The organism is Parvibaculum sp. (genome assembly GCF_019635935.1).
Lineage (GTDB): Bacteria > Pseudomonadota > Alphaproteobacteria > Parvibaculales > Parvibaculaceae > Parvibaculum.
In genome coordinates this window covers 2,357,845-2,373,973 of record NZ_JAHBYN010000001.1, presented here as the reverse complement: position 1 = coordinate 2,373,973, position 16,129 = coordinate 2,357,845, and the positions used below count along the sequence as shown (strand labels likewise).

Genomic DNA, 16,129 nt, shown 5'->3' with positions numbered 1-16,129 from the left:
GATCCCCTCATCAATCCACGACGAACCCGACAGGGCCCTGCAGCGTCTTGCCCGACGGCGCCGCGCCGCTGGCGCCATAGGTCGCGTTGAGGCGTCCCATCAGAATCGTGTCGAGGTCGCTTGCGGGTGCGAAGCCGTCGGTCGGCAGCACCAGATTGTTGCGCGACGTCGGATCGACCAGATAGGGCGTCACGATGACGACCAGCTCGGTTTCGTTCTTCTGGTAGTCGCGGCTGCGGAAGAGCTGGCCGAGAACCGGCATATCCTTGGCGCCGGGAACACCGTCGATGTTCTGCCGCGTCGAATCGGAGAGAAGTCCCGCCATCACCAGCGAACCGCCGCTCGGCAATTCGAGTGTCGTTTCGGCCCGGCGCACTTTCAACGCCGGTACCGCAACGCCGCCGGCGTTCTGGCCCTGCAACAGAAAGGCGCCGTCCGACGACAATTCGCTGACCTCGGTCGAGATGCGCAGGCTGATGCGACCTTCGCTCAGCACGACGGGCGTGAAATTGAGACCGACGCCGAAGGGCTTGAATTCCAGCGCCACGTTGCCGTTCTGGTCGACCGAGGACGGGACCGGGAATTCGCCACCGGCGAGGAACTTCGCCGACTCGCCCGAGATCGCGGTCAAATTGGGTTCGGCCAGCGTGCGCATAATGCCGGTACGTTCCAGCGCGCGGATGGCCGAGCCGATCGAACCGTCATTGCCGACAACCTCGGTTCCGGCCGTCGAAAGCCCGCCAAGCGAGCTGCCCTGCAGGCTGAAGGCATTTTGTGTCGCCAGACGAAGCGCGAAGTCGCCGAAATTGGCGGCGGTGGAGAGGTCGACGCCGAGCTGCTTGATGACGGTGCGCTGCATTTCGGCAACCGTCACCTTCAGCATCACCTGTTCCTTGCCCTCGATGCCCAGCATGTTGAGCACCTGGTCCATGTCGCCGCCGATATAGCGGGCGGCAAGATCATGGGCCTTGTTGGCTTCGGAGGCGCTGGCCACCATGCCGGCGAGAACGACGTGATCGTTCATCGCCTGCACATCGATGCGGGCCTTCGGAAAGTACTGGCGCAAGGTATCGCGCAGGCCGGAGAGGTCGCGCGCGACCTGGATTTCAAGGTTGAGTATCTGCTGGCCGGCTTCATTGAAGAAGAAGGCATTCGTCTGTCCGACGGCCATGCCGATCAGGTAGGTGCGTTTGTTGGTGCGGACGACGGCATCGACAATCGCCGGGTTCGACACAAGAACGTCGCGCGCGGCAACCGGCAGTTCAACGATCGCCGCCTTGTTGAGGCCAAGCACGATACTGCGGGAGCCCTTGCCCATACCGCCCTGATCGATCTTGACCAGACGGGCGTCGCTGGCGCCGGCAATGTCGACCGGCCCGGAGATCAGGGCAAGCGCGCAAAGCGCCGCCGCAAGGGGACGCGCGATGCGCTGCAAGTTGAAAATCTTCTTCATGCCCGACCCCATCGCCTACTTCACCCGCACGGTTTGCGCCGTGCCGTAACGTACAATTCTCACGACCGAACCGGCCGCCTTGACGACATCTTCGTTGCCAGCCAGGTCCTTCTCGCCCATGCTGCGCAGCGAGAGTGCCAGCTGGCCCTCGCTCTCGGCGACGGCGAGGAGTTCCACCTGGGCGGGCGTCAGTTCCAGCGTCGCCGTCCGGCCGACCGCGACCTGCTCGCCCGCTTTTTCGTTGAAGCGCTGATCGATCGCCAGCACACGGATATCGCGCAAGATCGTCTGGCCCTTGCGGATGTCGATGATGTCCACGCGGTCGTTCGGCAGGATGAAACCGCCAGCGCTCGTTTCCGGCGTAATCTTGATTGCGGTTGCGCGCATGCCGGGCTCTATCAGGGCCGACATGAAGCCGGCGCCGGAGAGGCTGACGAGCTTTTCGGCCGTGACCGGTTCGCCGCTCAGAACGGCCGAGCGCGCAACGCTGCCTGTATATTCTTCAATCGCGGCCGGCATCTGGGTTCGCGTGATGTAGGCCCCGTTCAGCGATTCATCCGGCCAGTTCTGCCAGCGCAGATCGCGGCCCGTAACGCGCTGACCGATCTGCAAATTGGAAACCGCGACAAGAACTTCCGTCGTCGGCGCTTCCACGACTTTCTCGATGACGGGTTCGCTGTCCGACTTCACGAGCCCGCGCGCCAGAAACGCCGCGAGGCCCGCGGCGACGAGCGCCAGAACCAGAACTCCAATGCGTGCGGCGTTCACTTTTCCATTCCTTTCGTCACGCGGACATTTTCGTCCGCATCATTCTCAGGCGGCCGAGGCCGCAAGTTCGATCCAGACCGTGCGCGGAAAGACAATCAGGCCCGCAACGGCGAGCGCGACGCCATAGGGAATACCGGCGGTGCGGTCGTGCAGCCGCGCGATCCAGGCGCGGCGAAGCAGCCACTCGGGCAGCGGCAGCCGTCGAAAAGAAAGCAGAAGCAGCGTGAATGCGCCGCCGATAAGCGAGGCGATCAACAGGTAGGGAAGCAATTCCGTCAAACCGATCCAGAGCGCGGCGCCGGCCACAAACTTGGCGTCGCCGCCACCGATCCATCCGAAGCCGAACAGCGCCATGCCGACGAGAAGCATCGCGACACCCGCCGCCACATGCATACCGATCTGCTGCAGCGACAATCCCGCCAGCGGCGCGAGCAGCACAAACGCCGCGACAAGCGCGATCGTCAGACGGTTCGGTATGGTCATCGTCGTCAGATCCCAGATCGCGCCGAAGATCATGGCGATCGGAAAGACGGCGAGCAGGAGCATGTTCAACACGAAATTTGCCCGTTTTCCCTTAAGCGGCTCATGGACCGCATGGTCCCCGCACGGACGGACAAGGCCCGGCCGTACCTTTGGATAGTGGTCGCGGGACCGTAAATTTGAGGTAAACGCCGGCTCATAATGAGCCGCAGGGCAATGAATTTCCGGGATGTCCCGGGCGCGACAACCGGCACAAGAAAGCCGCCAGGCCCGGCGCGGGACTGGCGGCTCACTTTCGGAACGGCGCCCTCGACCATATGCCGGGGGACAACGCGGACCTGTCTACGCTCCTTAGTTGAGCGCAGCCTGGATATCGTCGAACGTGGCCTCAAGGCCATCGCCGATCAGACCGACGGCCGTGATGATCACGACCGAAATGCCGGCGGCGATCAGACCGTATTCGATCGCGGTCGCGCCGGACTCGTCCTTCACAAAAGACTTCAGAAACTGGCTCACAATAAGCCTCCTTACACCGTTGACTGTCGACAGCACCAACCCTCATCCGCCGTGACCGGCGGCAGGGCGCCCTTTCGGACTGGAGGCCAGCTTAGGGGGGCAATCTTACCTAAACGCTAATGATCGCGTATGATTTCGCATAATTTACATGATAAATCAGCACGTCTCGATGTATAGATGCTGTGTATACTTTGAATTCAGAGTATAAAATCCCGCGATACGTCAACTCGCGGCGACAGCGCAATTGCACCGGGTTGGAGTATCGTTAATCGTCGGTTAACGGGGTGCGGCGATGCGCACAAAAAAGGAGACGTTGCGCTAGCGGGCGGCGGCCAGGCCGCGGAGCGCCGCTTCGTCCTTGATGATGAGGCCGGGATAGTCGCGCTCGGCAACGCCGCCGCGGACCAGCTCGGCGATCGCGCGCGCGACAGCTTCTTCGGTCGTCGATATCCGATCCGCCAGCACACGATGCCGGGGCAGCCGCGCGATCAGCAGCATCTCTCTGCCGTCCTCGCCGGCATGCGGTTCGGCCAGAGCCAGCAGCTCCATGTAGAGGCGCTGGGCGCCGGTCCCGTCCAGTGCCGCGGGGCCATCCGGCGTCGATGACGGTCCTGCGATCTCTTGCCCGCGCAGCAGTCGAGCATACTGGCAGAGGAGCGCGCGGGAGACCGATTCCTCGCGGGCCAGCAGTTCAGCGAACCGGTCAAGCCTCAGGGTCGCAATCCGGCTGTCGTCGCGCGCGATGACCGTGAGATCGGTTTCGGCGACGCCGAACACCGACATTTCCCCGAACTGACCGCCGGCACCGACATCCTTGTAGGCGATGCGCCCGGCCGGGCCGGCGGCGCGCGCCAGGCGCACGGCGCCGTCGACCACGAACATCACACCGTCCGGCGCGCCGCTCTGCGCGGTGCTGATCACGATTTCGTCCTTTGCGACGGTTCGCCAGTCGCATTCGGCAGCAAGCAATGCCAGCTCGCGCGGGGCCAGGCCGGCAAAAATCCGGACACCCGCCAGCGATCGCGCTGCGTTCGTCGCCGTGCCCCGGCCGTCTCGCATCGCGCCCGCCATACAGGTCTCCTTTGGCCCGTTTTCCGCCATTCACAAGCCAGCCTAAAGCGACCCTTTTAATTGCCCGTTAAAGGAACCTTGCCCTTCGTCACGGTCAACAAATCGTTCACTCCTTGCCGCTAGTGTTTCATCAGGAACGGCTGGAGCGGCCGCCTCACCACGATCAAACGGGCCCGAAAATGGTTTCACGAAACAAATTCCGGCGCGGCGCACGCGCAACGGCGCTCGGCGCGAGCCTCGCGGCGCTGATCGCCGGCGGCGCGCAGGCCGCCGATTTCCTTGTCGAGATGAACAAGTCGCGCGCCCTGCATTTCCCGCAGCCCGTTGCGACCATCATGGTCGGCAATCCGGCGATCGCCGATGTAACCGTCGAAGGCTCGCAGCTCGTCTATGTGATGGGCCGCAGCTATGGCCGCACCAACATCGTAGCGCTCGACAGCGACGGCAAGGCGATTGCCGACATGAATGTGAGTGTCGTGGCGCAGAATGCTTCGACCGTCACGCTGACGCGCGGCGCCGGGCAATACTCCTACAATTGCACGCCGCGCTGCGAACGCGTTCCGGCGATGGGGGACAGCCCCGAAAGCTTCGACACGCTGATGAGCCAGATGAGCACGGCGGCGGGCTCCAGCGGTGGGGCCGGCGGCGCCGGCGGTGGCGCATCGTCCGGCGACGGGCCGATGTACTAGATATTTTCTTGATGCCGATTGCAGAAAGGCCGCCCGTCACCGGGCGGCCTTTTCTCTTTCGTGCGTTTGGACTGTTGCCGGGGGCGTGTCTTACTTGCTCAGGCGCAGGTTCGACAGCGCCTGGGCGATCGATTTGAAAACGTCGGTCAAATCACTCGCGTTACTGACGTCGTAATACATGCTCGGATGCGATGCGCAGTTGCGCAGCAATGTCGCGTTGCCGTTGATCAGGCGCACGGTATAGACCATGATTCCAGTCTGCTTGATCGCATTGCAGACCGCCGCCGTGCGGACATCGACGCCCGGGCAATGCGAGCTGCCGTTGCACGAGCCGATTCCCTCCCGGTAATAGGTGTTCTCGCCGTCGGTCATGTAGACCATCACCTTGTCGAGTTCATTCGCGCTCGGCGCCGCGGCATTCGACAGCAAGGCGCCGTTTGTCAGCAATTGCCAGCCCCAGACGAAACCGATCGTCGTATTGGTCGCGCCGCCGGCAACCATCGCGTCGATTTCGCTGCGCAGCATGTTCCAGTCGGTCGAGAGCGGCACCATGGGACGCAGACTGCACTGCGCGTTGTAAATGTCGTTATGGTTCGCCGGGAACTTGGTTGCATCGTTGTTGGTCGGCGTCGAGATCGACACATCGTAGTTCTGATCGCGGTCGACGACGCATCCCTTCCATGTGTTCTTGGCGACCGTGCGCGTATCCTGCGTGCAGGTCGTCGTCGCATTCTTGCCCTTGCCGGTTGTCGTGCAGGATTCGGTCGGCAGATCCCAGGTCCATTTGAGCCAGGATTGATTGACGTTGGCCGTCCCCACATTGACGTCGGTCGTGAAAGGCACGATGCCGATGCGGACGTCGCCCGGCGAGACACCCGCCGTCGAAACCGTGGTGATGAGATCCTTGGCCGCGGCCTTGAGTACGGTCATCCGGCCGCCGGTATTCATCGATCCGGTGTTGTCGAGGACCAGCATGACTTCGAGCTTCTTGCCATGACGCATCACCTGCGATGTGGCGCCGATCTTGATGCTGTTGATGCCGACGACACCCATGATGGTGGTCGGCAGGTCCGCTTTCACCGACAGGTCGACCGTCGTTTGCGTGTCTGCAACCGTGATCGTGCCGGGCACGCCGAGCTTGCTTGCCGGATAGTTGGCGTCGAAATATGCCTGCGCCAGCGTCTGTATCTCCGCCGACGAGAGGCCGCTGGCCGTTCCGACGGCGAGAGCCGCCGCATCGAGCGCCGAGGCAAGGCGCGTCTCGACGATATAGGCGCGCGAAATATCGACGGCCGCGCCGGCGGCGGCGGCAATCGGGATCAGCGCAATGGCAAAGATCGTCGCGAAATTGCCGCGCCGGTCCGCAGTCCAGCGCCGAAGAAGGCGACGTGGCGCGTCGAACATGACAGCGAGACGATGAGAGGTCCGATCCATATGACCCACCTGAACGACACTCTGGAAAAGCGATGCGGAACCTCCGCTTTTCGCTATCTGCTTTTTTAGTCGCTGCGTCGTTAAGGAGGCATGAAGCAACATGGTTAACCGGGTGTCGCTTACGCTTTGGTAACCGCGCCGGTCTATCAAGAAAGCTGCGTATGGTGGTGTTGCCCGCGTGAGGATCGTCGATGAGCGAGAGAACCGAACCGAAAGGCCGCCGATGGCGCGGCTTTCGCCGCAACCGGAGCGGCAGCGTTGCGGTCGAGTTCAGCCTGCTCGCCGTTCCGTTTTTTGCGATTCTCTTCGCGATGATCGAGACCTGCATCGTCTATTTCGCCACGTCGAATCTCGACAGCGTCGTTGCCAATGCCGCGCGTCTGGTGCGTACCGGCCAGGTGCAGGTCGGCGGCTTCTCGGCCAGCGACTTCAAGAACATGATCTGCGAGCAGGTGACACTGATCAACGACTGCGACGGGGGGCTCTTCGTCGATGTGAGGAATTTCAGTTCGTTCGGCGGCGTCAGCTTTCTGCCGCTGATCGACGAGGACGGAAATCCTTCGGCGGACGTCCAGTTTCAGCCCGGCGGCGCCGGCGACATCGTGGTCGTGCGCGTCTATTATTCATGGGGCGTGCTCAGCCCGGGCGGCATCGGCCTTTCCAATCTCGAGGGCGGCGGCCGGTTGATCGCGGCAAGCGTTGCCTTCCGCAACGAACCTTTCGGCGACATGTTGCCGGCGGGTAGTTGAGGGTGCAAAGGCGATGACCGACCGAAGCGGATCGACGGCAGAAAAGAAACAAGGGCGCGGCTGCATTCAACTGCTCTGCCGCTATGCCAGCGACTATCGCGGCCTTGCCGCTGTCGAGTTTGCGCTGATCCTGCCCCTGATGCTGGCCTTCTATCTCGGCGGCGTCGAGATGACCAATATGCTGGTCGCCAATCGTCGCGTGACGGCCGTCGCCTATACGGCCGCCGACCTGACGGCGCAGTCCGCGTCGCTCAACGACAGCGACATCGCCGACATCTTCGCCGCCAGCACGACAATCCTGCAGCCGTTCAGCACCGAGACGCTGACGGTTCGCATCACAAGCGTCGTGACCAATGCTTCGAATGTCGCGCGGGTCGCATGGAGCGACGGCTTCCAGATCGCGCCGCGCGCCGTGAATTCGTCCGTCGCACTTCCCGCCGGTCTCACCACGCCGGGGTCGAGCGTCATTTTCGTCGAAACCACCTACGGCTACGCCTCGCCTGTCGGCCAGATGATCGCCGGCACGGTCAACTTCTCCGAAACCGCCTATCTGAAGCCGCGCCGCGCCGTCCAGATCACGCGGTCGAACTGAACGCATCGACCCGCCGCGCCTTCGGCAAACCATCGTTAACCATATTTCGAGACCGGCTGTAGCAAATCTGCCGCAACAGCGAATATGCGCTGCGGCGGATGGCGGCCGGACGGCGGCCTATTTTACTTGGCCTGGGGTGAGCGCGCGGTGCCGGCGGCACGATCGGTCCACCGTCTGAAAACCATAAGCTATTGATTTCAAAAGATAGTTCGGCTGGCGGAGGGAGAGGGATTCGAACCCTCGATACGGTTTCCCGCATACACGCTTTCCAAGCGTGCGCCTTCAGCCACTCGGCCACCCCTCCTGCATCGCCTGAAATTCCGGCGGCAGCGGGCGGCACTATACGCAACAAAGGCCCTGAATCAACCGGCATACGCCCATTAGGCCCTTGATCTGCCAAAGGTCTTTTCATCACTGTGCTTGTTTGGCACACTCGATCCGGTTAGCGTTCTCGACGCTGGTTTTAACCGCTGAGTTTGGGCTGGGGGGCTCGTACCATGGTTGTGTTTCGACTGATCGGACTTCTTTTCATCATCGCCGCCTTGATGGCGTTGGGCTCGGACGCCTTGCTGTCGCTTGAAGAAGGCGCGATCAAGATGCGCTCGTTCAGCGAATTCTGGATTCTGGTCAACCAGGGAAGCCATGACTGGTTTGCCGGCTGGGTCGATTCCGGCGCGCCCGAAGGCCTTGTCGATCCGCTCAAGACCGCGCTGAGCTATCCGTCATGGGCCGTTCTCGGCGTCATCGGCGTCGTGCTTGCCGGCCTCATTGCGCTGCTGCGCCGGGCTGACTGACCCCGCATCATCCGGCCCAGCGGAAACAGCCGTCCGGACATATCGTCCGGGCGGCTTTTCGCTGTTCGGTTGAAGCGCGGGACGGCCTCGAATCCGGGCGTCAGTTCGCGTCCATCTTCAAGGCGGAAATGAATGCGTCCTGAGGGATTTCGACGCGGCCGAACTGGCGCATCTTCTTCTTGCCCTCTTTCTGCTTGTCGAGAAGCTTGCGCTTGCGGCTGATGTCGCCGCCATAGCACTTCGCCGTCACGTCCTTGCGCATCGCCGCGATCGTCTCGCGCGCGATGATGCGGCCGCCGATCGCCGCCTGGATCGGGATCTTGAAGAGGTGCTTGGGGATCAGCTCCTTCAACTTTTCGCACATCATGCGGCCGCGCTGCTCGGCGCGCGAACGGTGCACGATGGTCGCCAGCGCATCCACCGGCTCGTCGTTGACGAGGATCGACATCTTGACCAGCTCGCCGGGCTCGTAACCTTCGATCTGATAGTCGAAGCTCGCATAGCCGCGGCTGACCGACTTCAACCGGTCGTAAAAATCGAGCACAACCTCGTTCAGCGGCAAACGGTAGACCAGCATGGCGCGCGAGCCGGCATAGGTGAGATCGATCTGGTGCCCGCGCCTGTCTTCGCAAAGCTTCAGCACGGCGCCCAGATATTCGTCGGGCACCAGGATCGTCGCGCGGATCCACGGTTCCTCGATGTGATCGATCTTCATCACATCCGGCATGTCGGCCGGATTGTGCATCTCGACGATTTTTCCGTCGGTCATGTGCAATTGATAGATGACCGAAGGCGCGGTCGTGATCAGATCGATATCGAATTCGCGCTCCAGCCGCTCGCGAATGATTTCGAGATGCAGCAGGCCCAGAAAGCCGCAGCGAAAGCCGAAGCCAAGCGCCGCCGACGTTTCCATTTCGAATTCGAAACTCGCATCGTTGAGACGCAGTTTTCCCATTGCCTCGCGCAGATCCTCGAACTCGGCCGCGTCGACCGGAAAGAGGCCGCAAAAGACAACCGGTTGCGCCGGCTTGAAACCCGGCAGCGCATTTGCGCAAGGGCGCTTTTCGTCCGTCACCGTGTCGCCGACGCGCGTGTCGGCCACTTCCTTGATGGACGCCGTGAAGAAGCCGATTTCGCCCGGCGTCAGGCTGGCGACATTTTCCTTTTTCGGGCGGAAGATGCCGACCTGATCGATCGCATAGGCGCCGCCCGTGCCCATCATGCGGATGCGCTGGCCTTTTTTCATTTCGCCGTCGATGATGCGCACCAGCACGACGACGCCGAGATAGGCGTCGTACCAGCTATCGACCAGCATGGCCTTCAACGGCGCAGTTGCGTCGCCTTTCGGTGCCGGCAGGCGATGGACGATCGCCTCCAGCACATCCGGAATGCCGATGCCGCTCTTTGCCGAAATCTCGACCGCCTGCGACGCGTCGAGGCCGATCACATCCTCGATCTGCTGGCGCGTCTTTTCGGGGTCGGCGGCCGGCAGGTCGATCTTGTTGAGGACCGGGACAATTTCGTGGTTCACATCGAGCGCGTGATAGACGTTTGCCAGCGTCTGCGCCTCGACGCCCTGGCTAGCGTCCACCACCAGCAGCGAACCCTCGCAGGCCGCCAGCGAGCGGTTGACCTCATAGGCGAAGTCGACATGGCCGGGCGTGTCGATGAGGTTCAGCTCATACATCTCGCCATTGGCGGCCTTGTAGTCGAGGCGGACGGTCTGCGCCTTGATGGTGATGCCGCGCTCGCGCTCGATATCCATCGAATCGAGCACCTGCTCCTTCATCTCGCGCGCCTGCAGCCCGCCGCAAAGCTGGATCAACCGGTCGGCAAGCGTCGACTTGCCGTGGTCGATATGGGCGATGATCGAGAAATTGCGGATATGGGAAAGGTCGGTCATTTGGCCTTGAAGGAAACTGAGGGTGCGCGGCGGCGCCCGCCATATAGCATTGGCGGGCCATTAAGCCAATTGTGGGCACCTAGCCCTGCCACTCGGCCCGGCGCTTCTCCATCCAGGCCTTCACCCCCTCCTTGTAGTCAGGGTGCCTGACCATCTCTTCCAGCAGACGCTCGGCGGCCACGACAGCACTGGCCGCATCCCGGTGGAGGTCCGTATAGATTTGGCGCTTGGTCTCCCGAAGCGAACCGGGCGAGACGCCATCGGCCATGGCGCGGGCATAGGCCATCACATGGGGCATCAGCTCGGCGGGCGGCACGAGCTTGTTCAAAAAGCCCATTTCCATCGCTTCTTCCGAGGTGAAGACGCGGCTCGACAACAATATGTCGTTGGCATGGGTCACGCCGACGAGGCGCGGCAAGACCCAGGAGAGGCCGAACTCGGCCGGAAAGTTGAAGCGGCCATGGGCGGCGGTGAATTTCGCGCCGGGCACGCAGAAGCGCAGATCGGCAAAGGCGGCCAGCACAAGGCCGACGCCGGCCGCCGCGCCGTTGATCGCGGCGATGACCGGTTTCGTCAGGCCGAAATGATAGGCGAAGGTGGCGTCGAATTCGGGCGCGACGCCAAAGCCCGGCTTTGCGATATCGTCGGAAATTCCTGCGTCGTAGCGGCCCTTTTCCGAATGGCCTTCGAGCGCGCCGAGGTCGGCGCCGGCGCAAAAGGCGTTCCCTTCGGGGTCGCCGGTGACGACGATCACCCGCACCGCCCTGTCCTTGTCGGCTTCCGCCAGCGCCCAACGATATTCGGTGTGCATGCGGCCCGTCCAGGCGTTGCGGCGTTTCGGGCGCGACAGCATGACGGTCGCGATGCCGTCCGAAACCTCGTAGCGAATGGTCTTGAGTTCCATGATGCCCTCCTCCATGGGCGTCAACCCGCGTCGAACGCCTTCACCAGCGTCTTCGGCGCGACGTTTCGCCAGCCGCGCGTCATCGCCTCCCGGACGATAGCAGCATTTGCCGATGCGAGATTCACATGCGTCCAGCCCTTGCGGCCCCAACCGCCCGGCACCGGCGCAAAGACCTTCGGTTCGCTTTCGACAAGCATGGCCTGCTCTTCCGGGCCGAGCTTCACCACCGCGCGCTTCTCCGCCGTGTGGAGCGTCGCGAATATCTTTTTCCGGACGCGGAAATCGGGCTGGTCGAAATGGCTCATCTCCGCCGCTTCGGGCAGCGAGAGGGCGATCTTCCGGGCCTGATCCGCTGTGATGGGCATGAGCTAGGCCTCCAGATAATCGCGGATGATACGGGCGATGCGGGCGGGCTGTTCCGGCAGCATGGCATGGCCGGCATTGGGAAGTTCCACCAATGTTGCCCGCGCGCCGAGACGCGCCTTCAGGTCATGCGCGTTCGCCGGCAGCGCGATTGCGTCTTCCAGCGCCTGCACGACAAGCATCGGTTGGCCGCCGGCTTCCCACCAATCCTCGACCGGCGTGCGGCGCACCGCCGACGATTGCATCAGCATCACATCGCGATGCCAACCATCGTGCCAGACTTCCGGATCGTTGCTTCGTGCGAAAAAACCATAGCGCACGCATTCGATATGTTCTTCGGGCGAGAGCTTTTCATCGAAGCAACCGATGAGCGCCTTGCGCGCCTTCTCCGGCATTTCGATGAGGCCGCCGCAAGCAAGAAGGCCGACACGGGAAACAAGTTCGGGCCTGTCCGCAGCAGTCGTCCGCGCGAGACGGTTGCCAAAAGCATGGCCGATCAGCATGACCGGCGCTTTCGCGACAGTCTCGATCACGTGAGCGACGTCTTCCGCAAGATCGTGCAGCGAGAGCTTTTCCATCGGCCCACTGCTGTCGCCGATGCCCCGCGGTTCCGGCAGCGTCACACGGTACCCCGCGCGGCCAAGCGCTTGCGCCACTTCATCGAAGTCGCTGCCCGGGCGGCCGAGCGATGCGAGCATGACGATGGGCGGGCCCGACGCGGGACCGGCGACGCGACCGCATAGGCGGATATTCGCGCCCTCCTTGTCGAGTCTGCCGATTTCGTAGGGCTCGAACTTCACTCGTTCCTCCCCGAACGGTTTCCCCGGCGGATCAGCTTCGCAGCGCGCCGCCTGTCGCTTTTTCGACTGCCGCCACGATGCGCTTCGACACCGCGTCGATTTCCTCGTCCGTCAGCGTCTTCTCGACCGGCTGAAGCGTGACTTCGATCGCAAGCGACTTCCTGCCTTCGCCCAGCGCGCCGCCCTCAAAGAGATCGAACAGCGACACATCGACAATCAGCTTCTTGTCGACGCCGCGCGCGGCGCGGATCAATTGTTCGGCCGCAACGCCGTCATCGACCACAAAGGCGAAGTCGCGGCGCAAGGGCTGCAAGTCGGAAAGTTCGAGCGGCGGCTTGGCGCGCGTCGGTTTGCGCTTCGGCTCGGGGATCGCATCGGGGAAAACCTCGAAGGCGACGACTGGCCCCGCGACATCCATCGCATCGAGAATACGCGGATGCAGCTCGCCGAAATAGCCAAGCACATTTTTTGGCCCGAGGCGGAAGACACCGGAGCGGCCGGGATGATACCAGCCGGGTGCGTCGGCGCTCACCTGCAGGTTCGCGACCGTTGCGCCAAGCAGCGACAGCAGCGCCGCCGCGTCGGCCTTGGCGTCCATCGCCTCGACCGGGCCGCTCTTGCCCTGCCAGTGGCGCCCGCTTCCGAGCGGCCGCGCCGTGCCGCGGCGCAAGCCGGTGGCCGCCAGCACCTGACCGGACGGCGCATCGCTTTCAAATTGTTGGCCGACTTCGAACAACGCCACGTCCGCGTTCCCGCGCGCCATGTTGCGGCCCGCCGCCGCGATCAATCCGGCAAGCAGGCTCGGGCGCATGTGGCTCATATCGGCCGATATCGGATTGGCGAGTTTCAGGCCCGGCACAGCATTGCCGCCGCCGAAGAGTTCGGCATGCGCTTCGGGAACGAAGGACCATGTGACCGCCTCGACAAGCCCACGCGCCGCCAGCGCACGCCGCGCCAGGCTCTCGCGCTTCTGCCGCACCGACAACACCGGATTTGCAACCGCGTGAAGGCGCGGCAGGGCAACCGACTTCACGTTGTTCAACCCATGTACGCGAACGACCTCTTCCACGAGGTCGGCTTCACCGTCGATGTCGGGGCGCCATGAAGGGACGGAAACGGACAACGCTTTCGCACCGTCCTTCACGTCGAAGCCGAGCGCCGTCAGGATGCGCGTCGTTTCCGCGATGGGCAGCGACAGGCCGGTCAGCTTTTCGATGCGCGCCGGGTCGAAGACAATCGCCTTCGACGTGTCGGGCACCTTGCCCGCCACCACCCGCTTCGACGGTTCGCCGCCGCAGATTTCGAGGATCATTTTCGTCGCGAGTTCGAGACCGGGCAGCACGAAGGCCGGATCGACGCCACGCTCGAAGCGATAGCGGGCATCCGACACAATGCCGGTGTCGCGGCCGGTGCGCGCGGTGCGGTAGGGATCGAAATAGGCACTCTCGACAAAGACATCTGTCGTCGCTGCGGTCGAGCCGCTCTCCTCGCCGCCCATGACGCCGCCGAAGCCGAGCACGTTTTCATCGTCGGCGATGATGCACATATCCGGCCCGACATCGTATTCCTTGCCGTCGAGCGCCAGAAACTTCTCGCCCTTGCGGCCGAGACGGGCGCGAATGTCGCCCTTCAGCTTCGACGCGTCATAGACATGCAGCGGCCGGCCGCGATCGAGCGAGATGAAGTTCGTGATATCGACCAGCGCATTGATGGGACGGAGACCCACCGCCTTCAGCCAGTTCTGCAGCCAGTCCGGCGACGGGCCGTTTTTCACGCCGCGGATCAGCCGTCCGGCGAAGACGGGGCAGGCGTTTTCGGCGCCGGCGGGAAATTCCAGCCTGATGCCGACGGGGCTGTCGAATTTTCCATCGACCGGCGGGAACGAACCTTCGCGCAAGCGTCCGAGGCCTGCGGCAGCGAGGTCGCGCGCGATGCCGTAGACGCCGAGACAGTCGGGGCGGTTCGGCGTGATGGCGATTTCGATGACCGGGTCGTTGCGGCCGAGCACGTCGGCCGCCGGTGTGCCGACCTTCCAGTCGCCTTCGAGGTCGATGATGCCGACATGATCGTCGGAAAGCTCGAGCTCGCGCTCCGAACACATCATACCGTTCGATTCGACGCCGCGGATTTTCGTCGGCTTCAACACCATGCCGTTCACGGGGATGGTGGCGCCGGGCGGCGCGAAGACGCCGGTGAGCCCTGCGCGCGCATTCGGCGCGCCGCAGACGACCTGCAACTGCTTTACTTCGCCCTCGACAAGCGCTTCGACCTTCAGCACCTGCAGCTTGTCGGCATCTGGATGCGGCTTCGCCTCCAGCACCTTCGCCACCGAGAAGACGCCGAGTTTCTTCGCCGGGTCCTCGACGCTTTCGACCTCAAGGCCGAGCATGGTCAGGCGTTCGACGATTTCGTCGAGCGAGGCTTCCGTTTCGAGCGGCTGTTTCAGCCAGGAGAGCGTGAATTTCACGACGAAAGCCCTCCCGCCAGCGTCGGCACGTCGAGCGCCGCGAAACCGTAATGCCGGAGCCAGCGCAGATCGGCCTCGAAGAAGGCGCGCAGATCCGGGATGCCGTATTTCAGCATCGCGATGCGGTCGAGCCCCATGCCGAAGGCGAAGCCCTGATATTTTTCCGGATCGATGCCGCAAGCTTTCAGCACGTTCGGGTGAACCATGCCGCAGCCGAGAATTTCGAGCCAGTCGTCGCCTTCGCCGATGCGGATTTCATTGCCAAGGCGCGCGCAGCGCACATCGACTTCCATCGACGGTTCGGTGAAAGGAAAGAAGGAAGGGCGCATGCGCAGCTCTACACCCTCGACTTCGAAGAAAGCGCGCAGGAATTCCTCCAGCGTCCATTTCAGATGACCCATATGCGTCGTCTCGTCGACGACAAGGCCCTCGATCTGATGGAACTGCGGCGTGTGCGTCTGGTCGCTGTCGCAGCGATAGGTGCGGCCGGGGCAGATGAAGCGGAAAGGCGGCTTGCCGGCTTCCATCGTGCGCACCTGGACCGGGCTCGTATGCGTCCGCAATAACTTGCGCGCGCCCGAGGCATCGGGCTCGAAATAGAACGTATCGTGCATTTCGCGCGCCGGATGCCCTTCGGGGAAGTTCAGCGCGCCGAAATTGTAGTGATCGGTTTCGATGTCGGGGCCCTGCTCCACCGCAAAGCCCATATCGGCGAAAATCGCGATCACTTCGTCCCAGACCTGGGAGAGCGGGTGGATGCGGCCGGCTTCAAGCGGGCTTTCGCGGACGGGCAGCGTCACATCGATGCGTTCATTGGCAAGCCGCGCGTCGAGACCGGCCTCGTGCAGCGCCTGCTTGCGGGCGGCCAGCGCCTCGGTCAGCCGGTCTTTCAATCCGTTGAGCTTCGGCCCCATCTCCTTGCGCTCGTCGGGCGACATTCCGCCGAGGCTCTTCATCAACTCCGACACGCGGCCCTTCTTGCCGAGGGCGGCGACGCGCACGGCTTCCAGCGTGTCGGCGTCCACCGCATCGGCGATGGCGGCGGCGAACTCCGCTTCGAGCTTTTCGAGATCGGTTTTGTCGGTCATGGCTTCATCCGCTCACATCATATCGCTCAATCGTCCCGGCGCCGCTTTATCTTGCGGG

16 protein-coding genes and 1 tRNA gene are annotated in these 16,129 nt (G+C 63.1%); 4 read left to right on the top strand and 13 right to left on the bottom strand.

The genetic code is table 11. The features are described 5' to 3' along the window. Positions 1 to 10: 10 nt before the first annotated feature. The 5 genes from KF719_RS11755 to KF719_RS11735 all read right to left on the bottom strand — a co-directional run bounded on the left by KF719_RS11755 (position 11) and on the right by KF719_RS11735 (position 4,288). The gene (locus tag KF719_RS11755) at positions 11 to 1,453 is read right to left on the bottom strand and encodes a type II and III secretion system protein family protein (RefSeq protein ID WP_293508897.1); all 1,443 of its coding nucleotides are present in this window, start codon (positions 1,451 to 1,453) and stop codon (positions 11 to 13) included. Positions 1,454 to 1,468: 15 nt separating this feature from the next. Further along, positions 1,469 to 2,221 carry a Flp pilus assembly protein CpaB gene (gene cpaB / locus KF719_RS11750; protein WP_293508896.1) on the bottom strand — a complete coding sequence of 251 codons (753 nt, stop codon included), beginning with the start codon at positions 2,219 to 2,221 and terminating at the stop codon, positions 1,469 to 1,471. A 45-nt stretch (positions 2,222 to 2,266) separates the two neighbouring features. Then, positions 2,267 to 2,767: a prepilin peptidase gene (locus KF719_RS11745; protein WP_293510647.1), complete on the bottom strand. Its 501-nt coding sequence runs from the start codon at positions 2,765 to 2,767 to the stop codon at positions 2,267 to 2,269. Positions 2,768 to 3,052: 285 nt separating this feature from the next. After that, positions 3,053 to 3,217: a Flp family type IVb pilin gene (locus KF719_RS11740; protein WP_293508895.1), complete on the bottom strand. Its 165-nt coding sequence runs from the start codon at positions 3,215 to 3,217 to the stop codon at positions 3,053 to 3,055. Between the two features lie 318 nt (positions 3,218 to 3,535). Beyond that, on the bottom strand, positions 3,536 to 4,288 hold the full coding sequence (locus tag KF719_RS11735; protein ID WP_293508894.1) for a Crp/Fnr family transcriptional regulator: 753 nt from the start codon (positions 4,286 to 4,288) through the stop codon (positions 3,536 to 3,538). Positions 4,289 to 4,467: 179 nt separating this feature from the next. Here KF719_RS11735 and KF719_RS11730 point away from each other — a divergent pair, with 179 nt between their 5' ends. Continuing rightward, entirely contained in the window at positions 4,468 to 4,977 is a 510-nt protein-coding gene (locus tag KF719_RS11730; RefSeq protein WP_293508893.1) for a pilus assembly protein N-terminal domain-containing protein, read from the top strand. Positions 4,978 to 5,067: 90 nt separating this feature from the next. Here the strand turns inward: KF719_RS11730 and KF719_RS11725 are convergent, their stop codons facing one another. Continuing rightward, positions 5,068 to 6,411 carry a VWA domain-containing protein gene (locus KF719_RS11725; RefSeq protein WP_293508892.1) on the bottom strand — a complete coding sequence of 448 codons (1,344 nt, stop codon included), beginning with the start codon at positions 6,409 to 6,411 and terminating at the stop codon, positions 5,068 to 5,070. A 191-nt stretch (positions 6,412 to 6,602) separates the two neighbouring features. Between KF719_RS11725 and KF719_RS11720 the strand changes: the two genes are divergently transcribed. Further along, the gene (locus KF719_RS11720) at positions 6,603 to 7,160 is read left to right on the top strand and encodes a TadE family protein (RefSeq protein ID WP_293508891.1); all 558 of its coding nucleotides are present in this window, start codon (positions 6,603 to 6,605) and stop codon (positions 7,158 to 7,160) included. A 13-nt stretch (positions 7,161 to 7,173) separates the two neighbouring features. Next, positions 7,174 to 7,752: a TadE/TadG family type IV pilus assembly protein gene (locus KF719_RS11715; protein WP_293508890.1), complete on the top strand. Its 579-nt coding sequence runs from the start codon at positions 7,174 to 7,176 to the stop codon at positions 7,750 to 7,752. A 214-nt stretch (positions 7,753 to 7,966) separates the two neighbouring features. Here KF719_RS11715 and KF719_RS11710 read toward each other — a convergent pair. After that, positions 7,967 to 8,056, bottom strand: a tRNA-Ser gene (locus KF719_RS11710). 193 nt (positions 8,057 to 8,249) lie between these two features. Between KF719_RS11710 and KF719_RS11705 the strand changes: the two genes are divergently transcribed. Next, the gene (locus KF719_RS11705; protein WP_293508889.1) at positions 8,250 to 8,546 is read left to right on the top strand and encodes a hypothetical protein; all 297 of its coding nucleotides are present in this window, start codon (positions 8,250 to 8,252) and stop codon (positions 8,544 to 8,546) included. 100 nt (positions 8,547 to 8,646) lie between these two features. Here the strand turns inward: KF719_RS11705 and lepA are convergent, their stop codons facing one another. The 6 genes from lepA to pheS all read right to left on the bottom strand — a co-directional run bounded on the left by lepA (position 8,647) and on the right by pheS (position 16,071). After that, positions 8,647 to 10,449, bottom strand: coding sequence for a translation elongation factor 4 (gene lepA, locus KF719_RS11700; protein WP_293508888.1), 1,803 nt, complete (start codon positions 10,447 to 10,449; stop codon positions 8,647 to 8,649). Positions 10,450 to 10,528: 79 nt separating this feature from the next. After that, entirely contained in the window at positions 10,529 to 11,353 is an 825-nt protein-coding gene (locus tag KF719_RS11695; protein WP_293508887.1) for an enoyl-CoA hydratase-related protein, read from the bottom strand. A gap of 20 nt (positions 11,354 to 11,373) precedes the next feature. Continuing rightward, on the bottom strand, positions 11,374 to 11,718 hold the full coding sequence (locus KF719_RS11690) for an MmcQ/YjbR family DNA-binding protein (RefSeq protein WP_363318015.1): 345 nt from the start codon (positions 11,716 to 11,718) through the stop codon (positions 11,374 to 11,376). Positions 11,719 to 11,721: 3 nt separating this feature from the next. Then, the gene (locus tag KF719_RS11685) at positions 11,722 to 12,516 is read right to left on the bottom strand and encodes an alpha/beta hydrolase (RefSeq protein WP_293508886.1); all 795 of its coding nucleotides are present in this window, start codon (positions 12,514 to 12,516) and stop codon (positions 11,722 to 11,724) included. Positions 12,517 to 12,547: 31 nt separating this feature from the next. Further along, entirely contained in the window at positions 12,548 to 14,983 is a 2,436-nt protein-coding gene (pheT, locus tag KF719_RS11680; protein WP_293508885.1) for a phenylalanine--tRNA ligase subunit beta, read from the bottom strand. Next, the gene (gene pheS, locus KF719_RS11675; protein ID WP_293508884.1) at positions 14,980 to 16,071 is read right to left on the bottom strand and encodes a phenylalanine--tRNA ligase subunit alpha; all 1,092 of its coding nucleotides are present in this window, start codon (positions 16,069 to 16,071) and stop codon (positions 14,980 to 14,982) included. Before pheS ends, pheT begins: the two co-directional genes overlap by 4 nt. Positions 16,072 to 16,129 lie beyond the last annotated feature (58 nt).

What these genes read in the sequence shown, in the direction of transcription:
- KF719_RS11755 (WP_293508897.1), bottom strand. Translation starts at nt 1,453, where the DNA reads ATGAAGAAGATTTTCAACTTGCAGCGCATCGCGCGTCCCCTTGCGGCG.
- KF719_RS11745 (WP_293510647.1), bottom strand. Translation starts at nt 2,767, where the DNA reads ATGCTCCTGCTCGCCGTCTTTCCGATCGCCATGATCTTCGGCGCGATC.
- KF719_RS11735 (WP_293508894.1), bottom strand. Translation starts at nt 4,288, where the DNA reads ATGGCGGGCGCGATGCGAGACGGCCGGGGCACGGCGACGAACGCAGCG.
- KF719_RS11730 (WP_293508893.1), top strand. Translation starts at nt 4,468, where the DNA reads ATGGTTTCACGAAACAAATTCCGGCGCGGCGCACGCGCAACGGCGCTC.
- KF719_RS11725 (WP_293508892.1), bottom strand. Translation starts at nt 6,411, where the DNA reads ATGGATCGGACCTCTCATCGTCTCGCTGTCATGTTCGACGCGCCACGT.
- KF719_RS11720 (WP_293508891.1), top strand. Translation starts at nt 6,603, where the DNA reads ATGAGCGAGAGAACCGAACCGAAAGGCCGCCGATGGCGCGGCTTTCGC.
- KF719_RS11715 (WP_293508890.1), top strand. Translation starts at nt 7,174, where the DNA reads ATGACCGACCGAAGCGGATCGACGGCAGAAAAGAAACAAGGGCGCGGC.
- KF719_RS11705 (WP_293508889.1), top strand. Translation starts at nt 8,250, where the DNA reads ATGGTTGTGTTTCGACTGATCGGACTTCTTTTCATCATCGCCGCCTTG.
- lepA (WP_293508888.1), bottom strand. Translation starts at nt 10,449, where the DNA reads ATGACCGACCTTTCCCATATCCGCAATTTCTCGATCATCGCCCATATC.
- KF719_RS11695 (WP_293508887.1), bottom strand. Translation starts at nt 11,353, where the DNA reads ATGGAACTCAAGACCATTCGCTACGAGGTTTCGGACGGCATCGCGACC.
- KF719_RS11690 (WP_363318015.1), bottom strand. Translation starts at nt 11,718, where the DNA reads ATGCCCATCACAGCGGATCAGGCCCGGAAGATCGCCCTCTCGCTGCCC.
- pheS (WP_293508884.1), bottom strand. Translation starts at nt 16,071, where the DNA reads ATGACCGACAAAACCGATCTCGAAAAGCTCGAAGCGGAGTTCGCCGCC.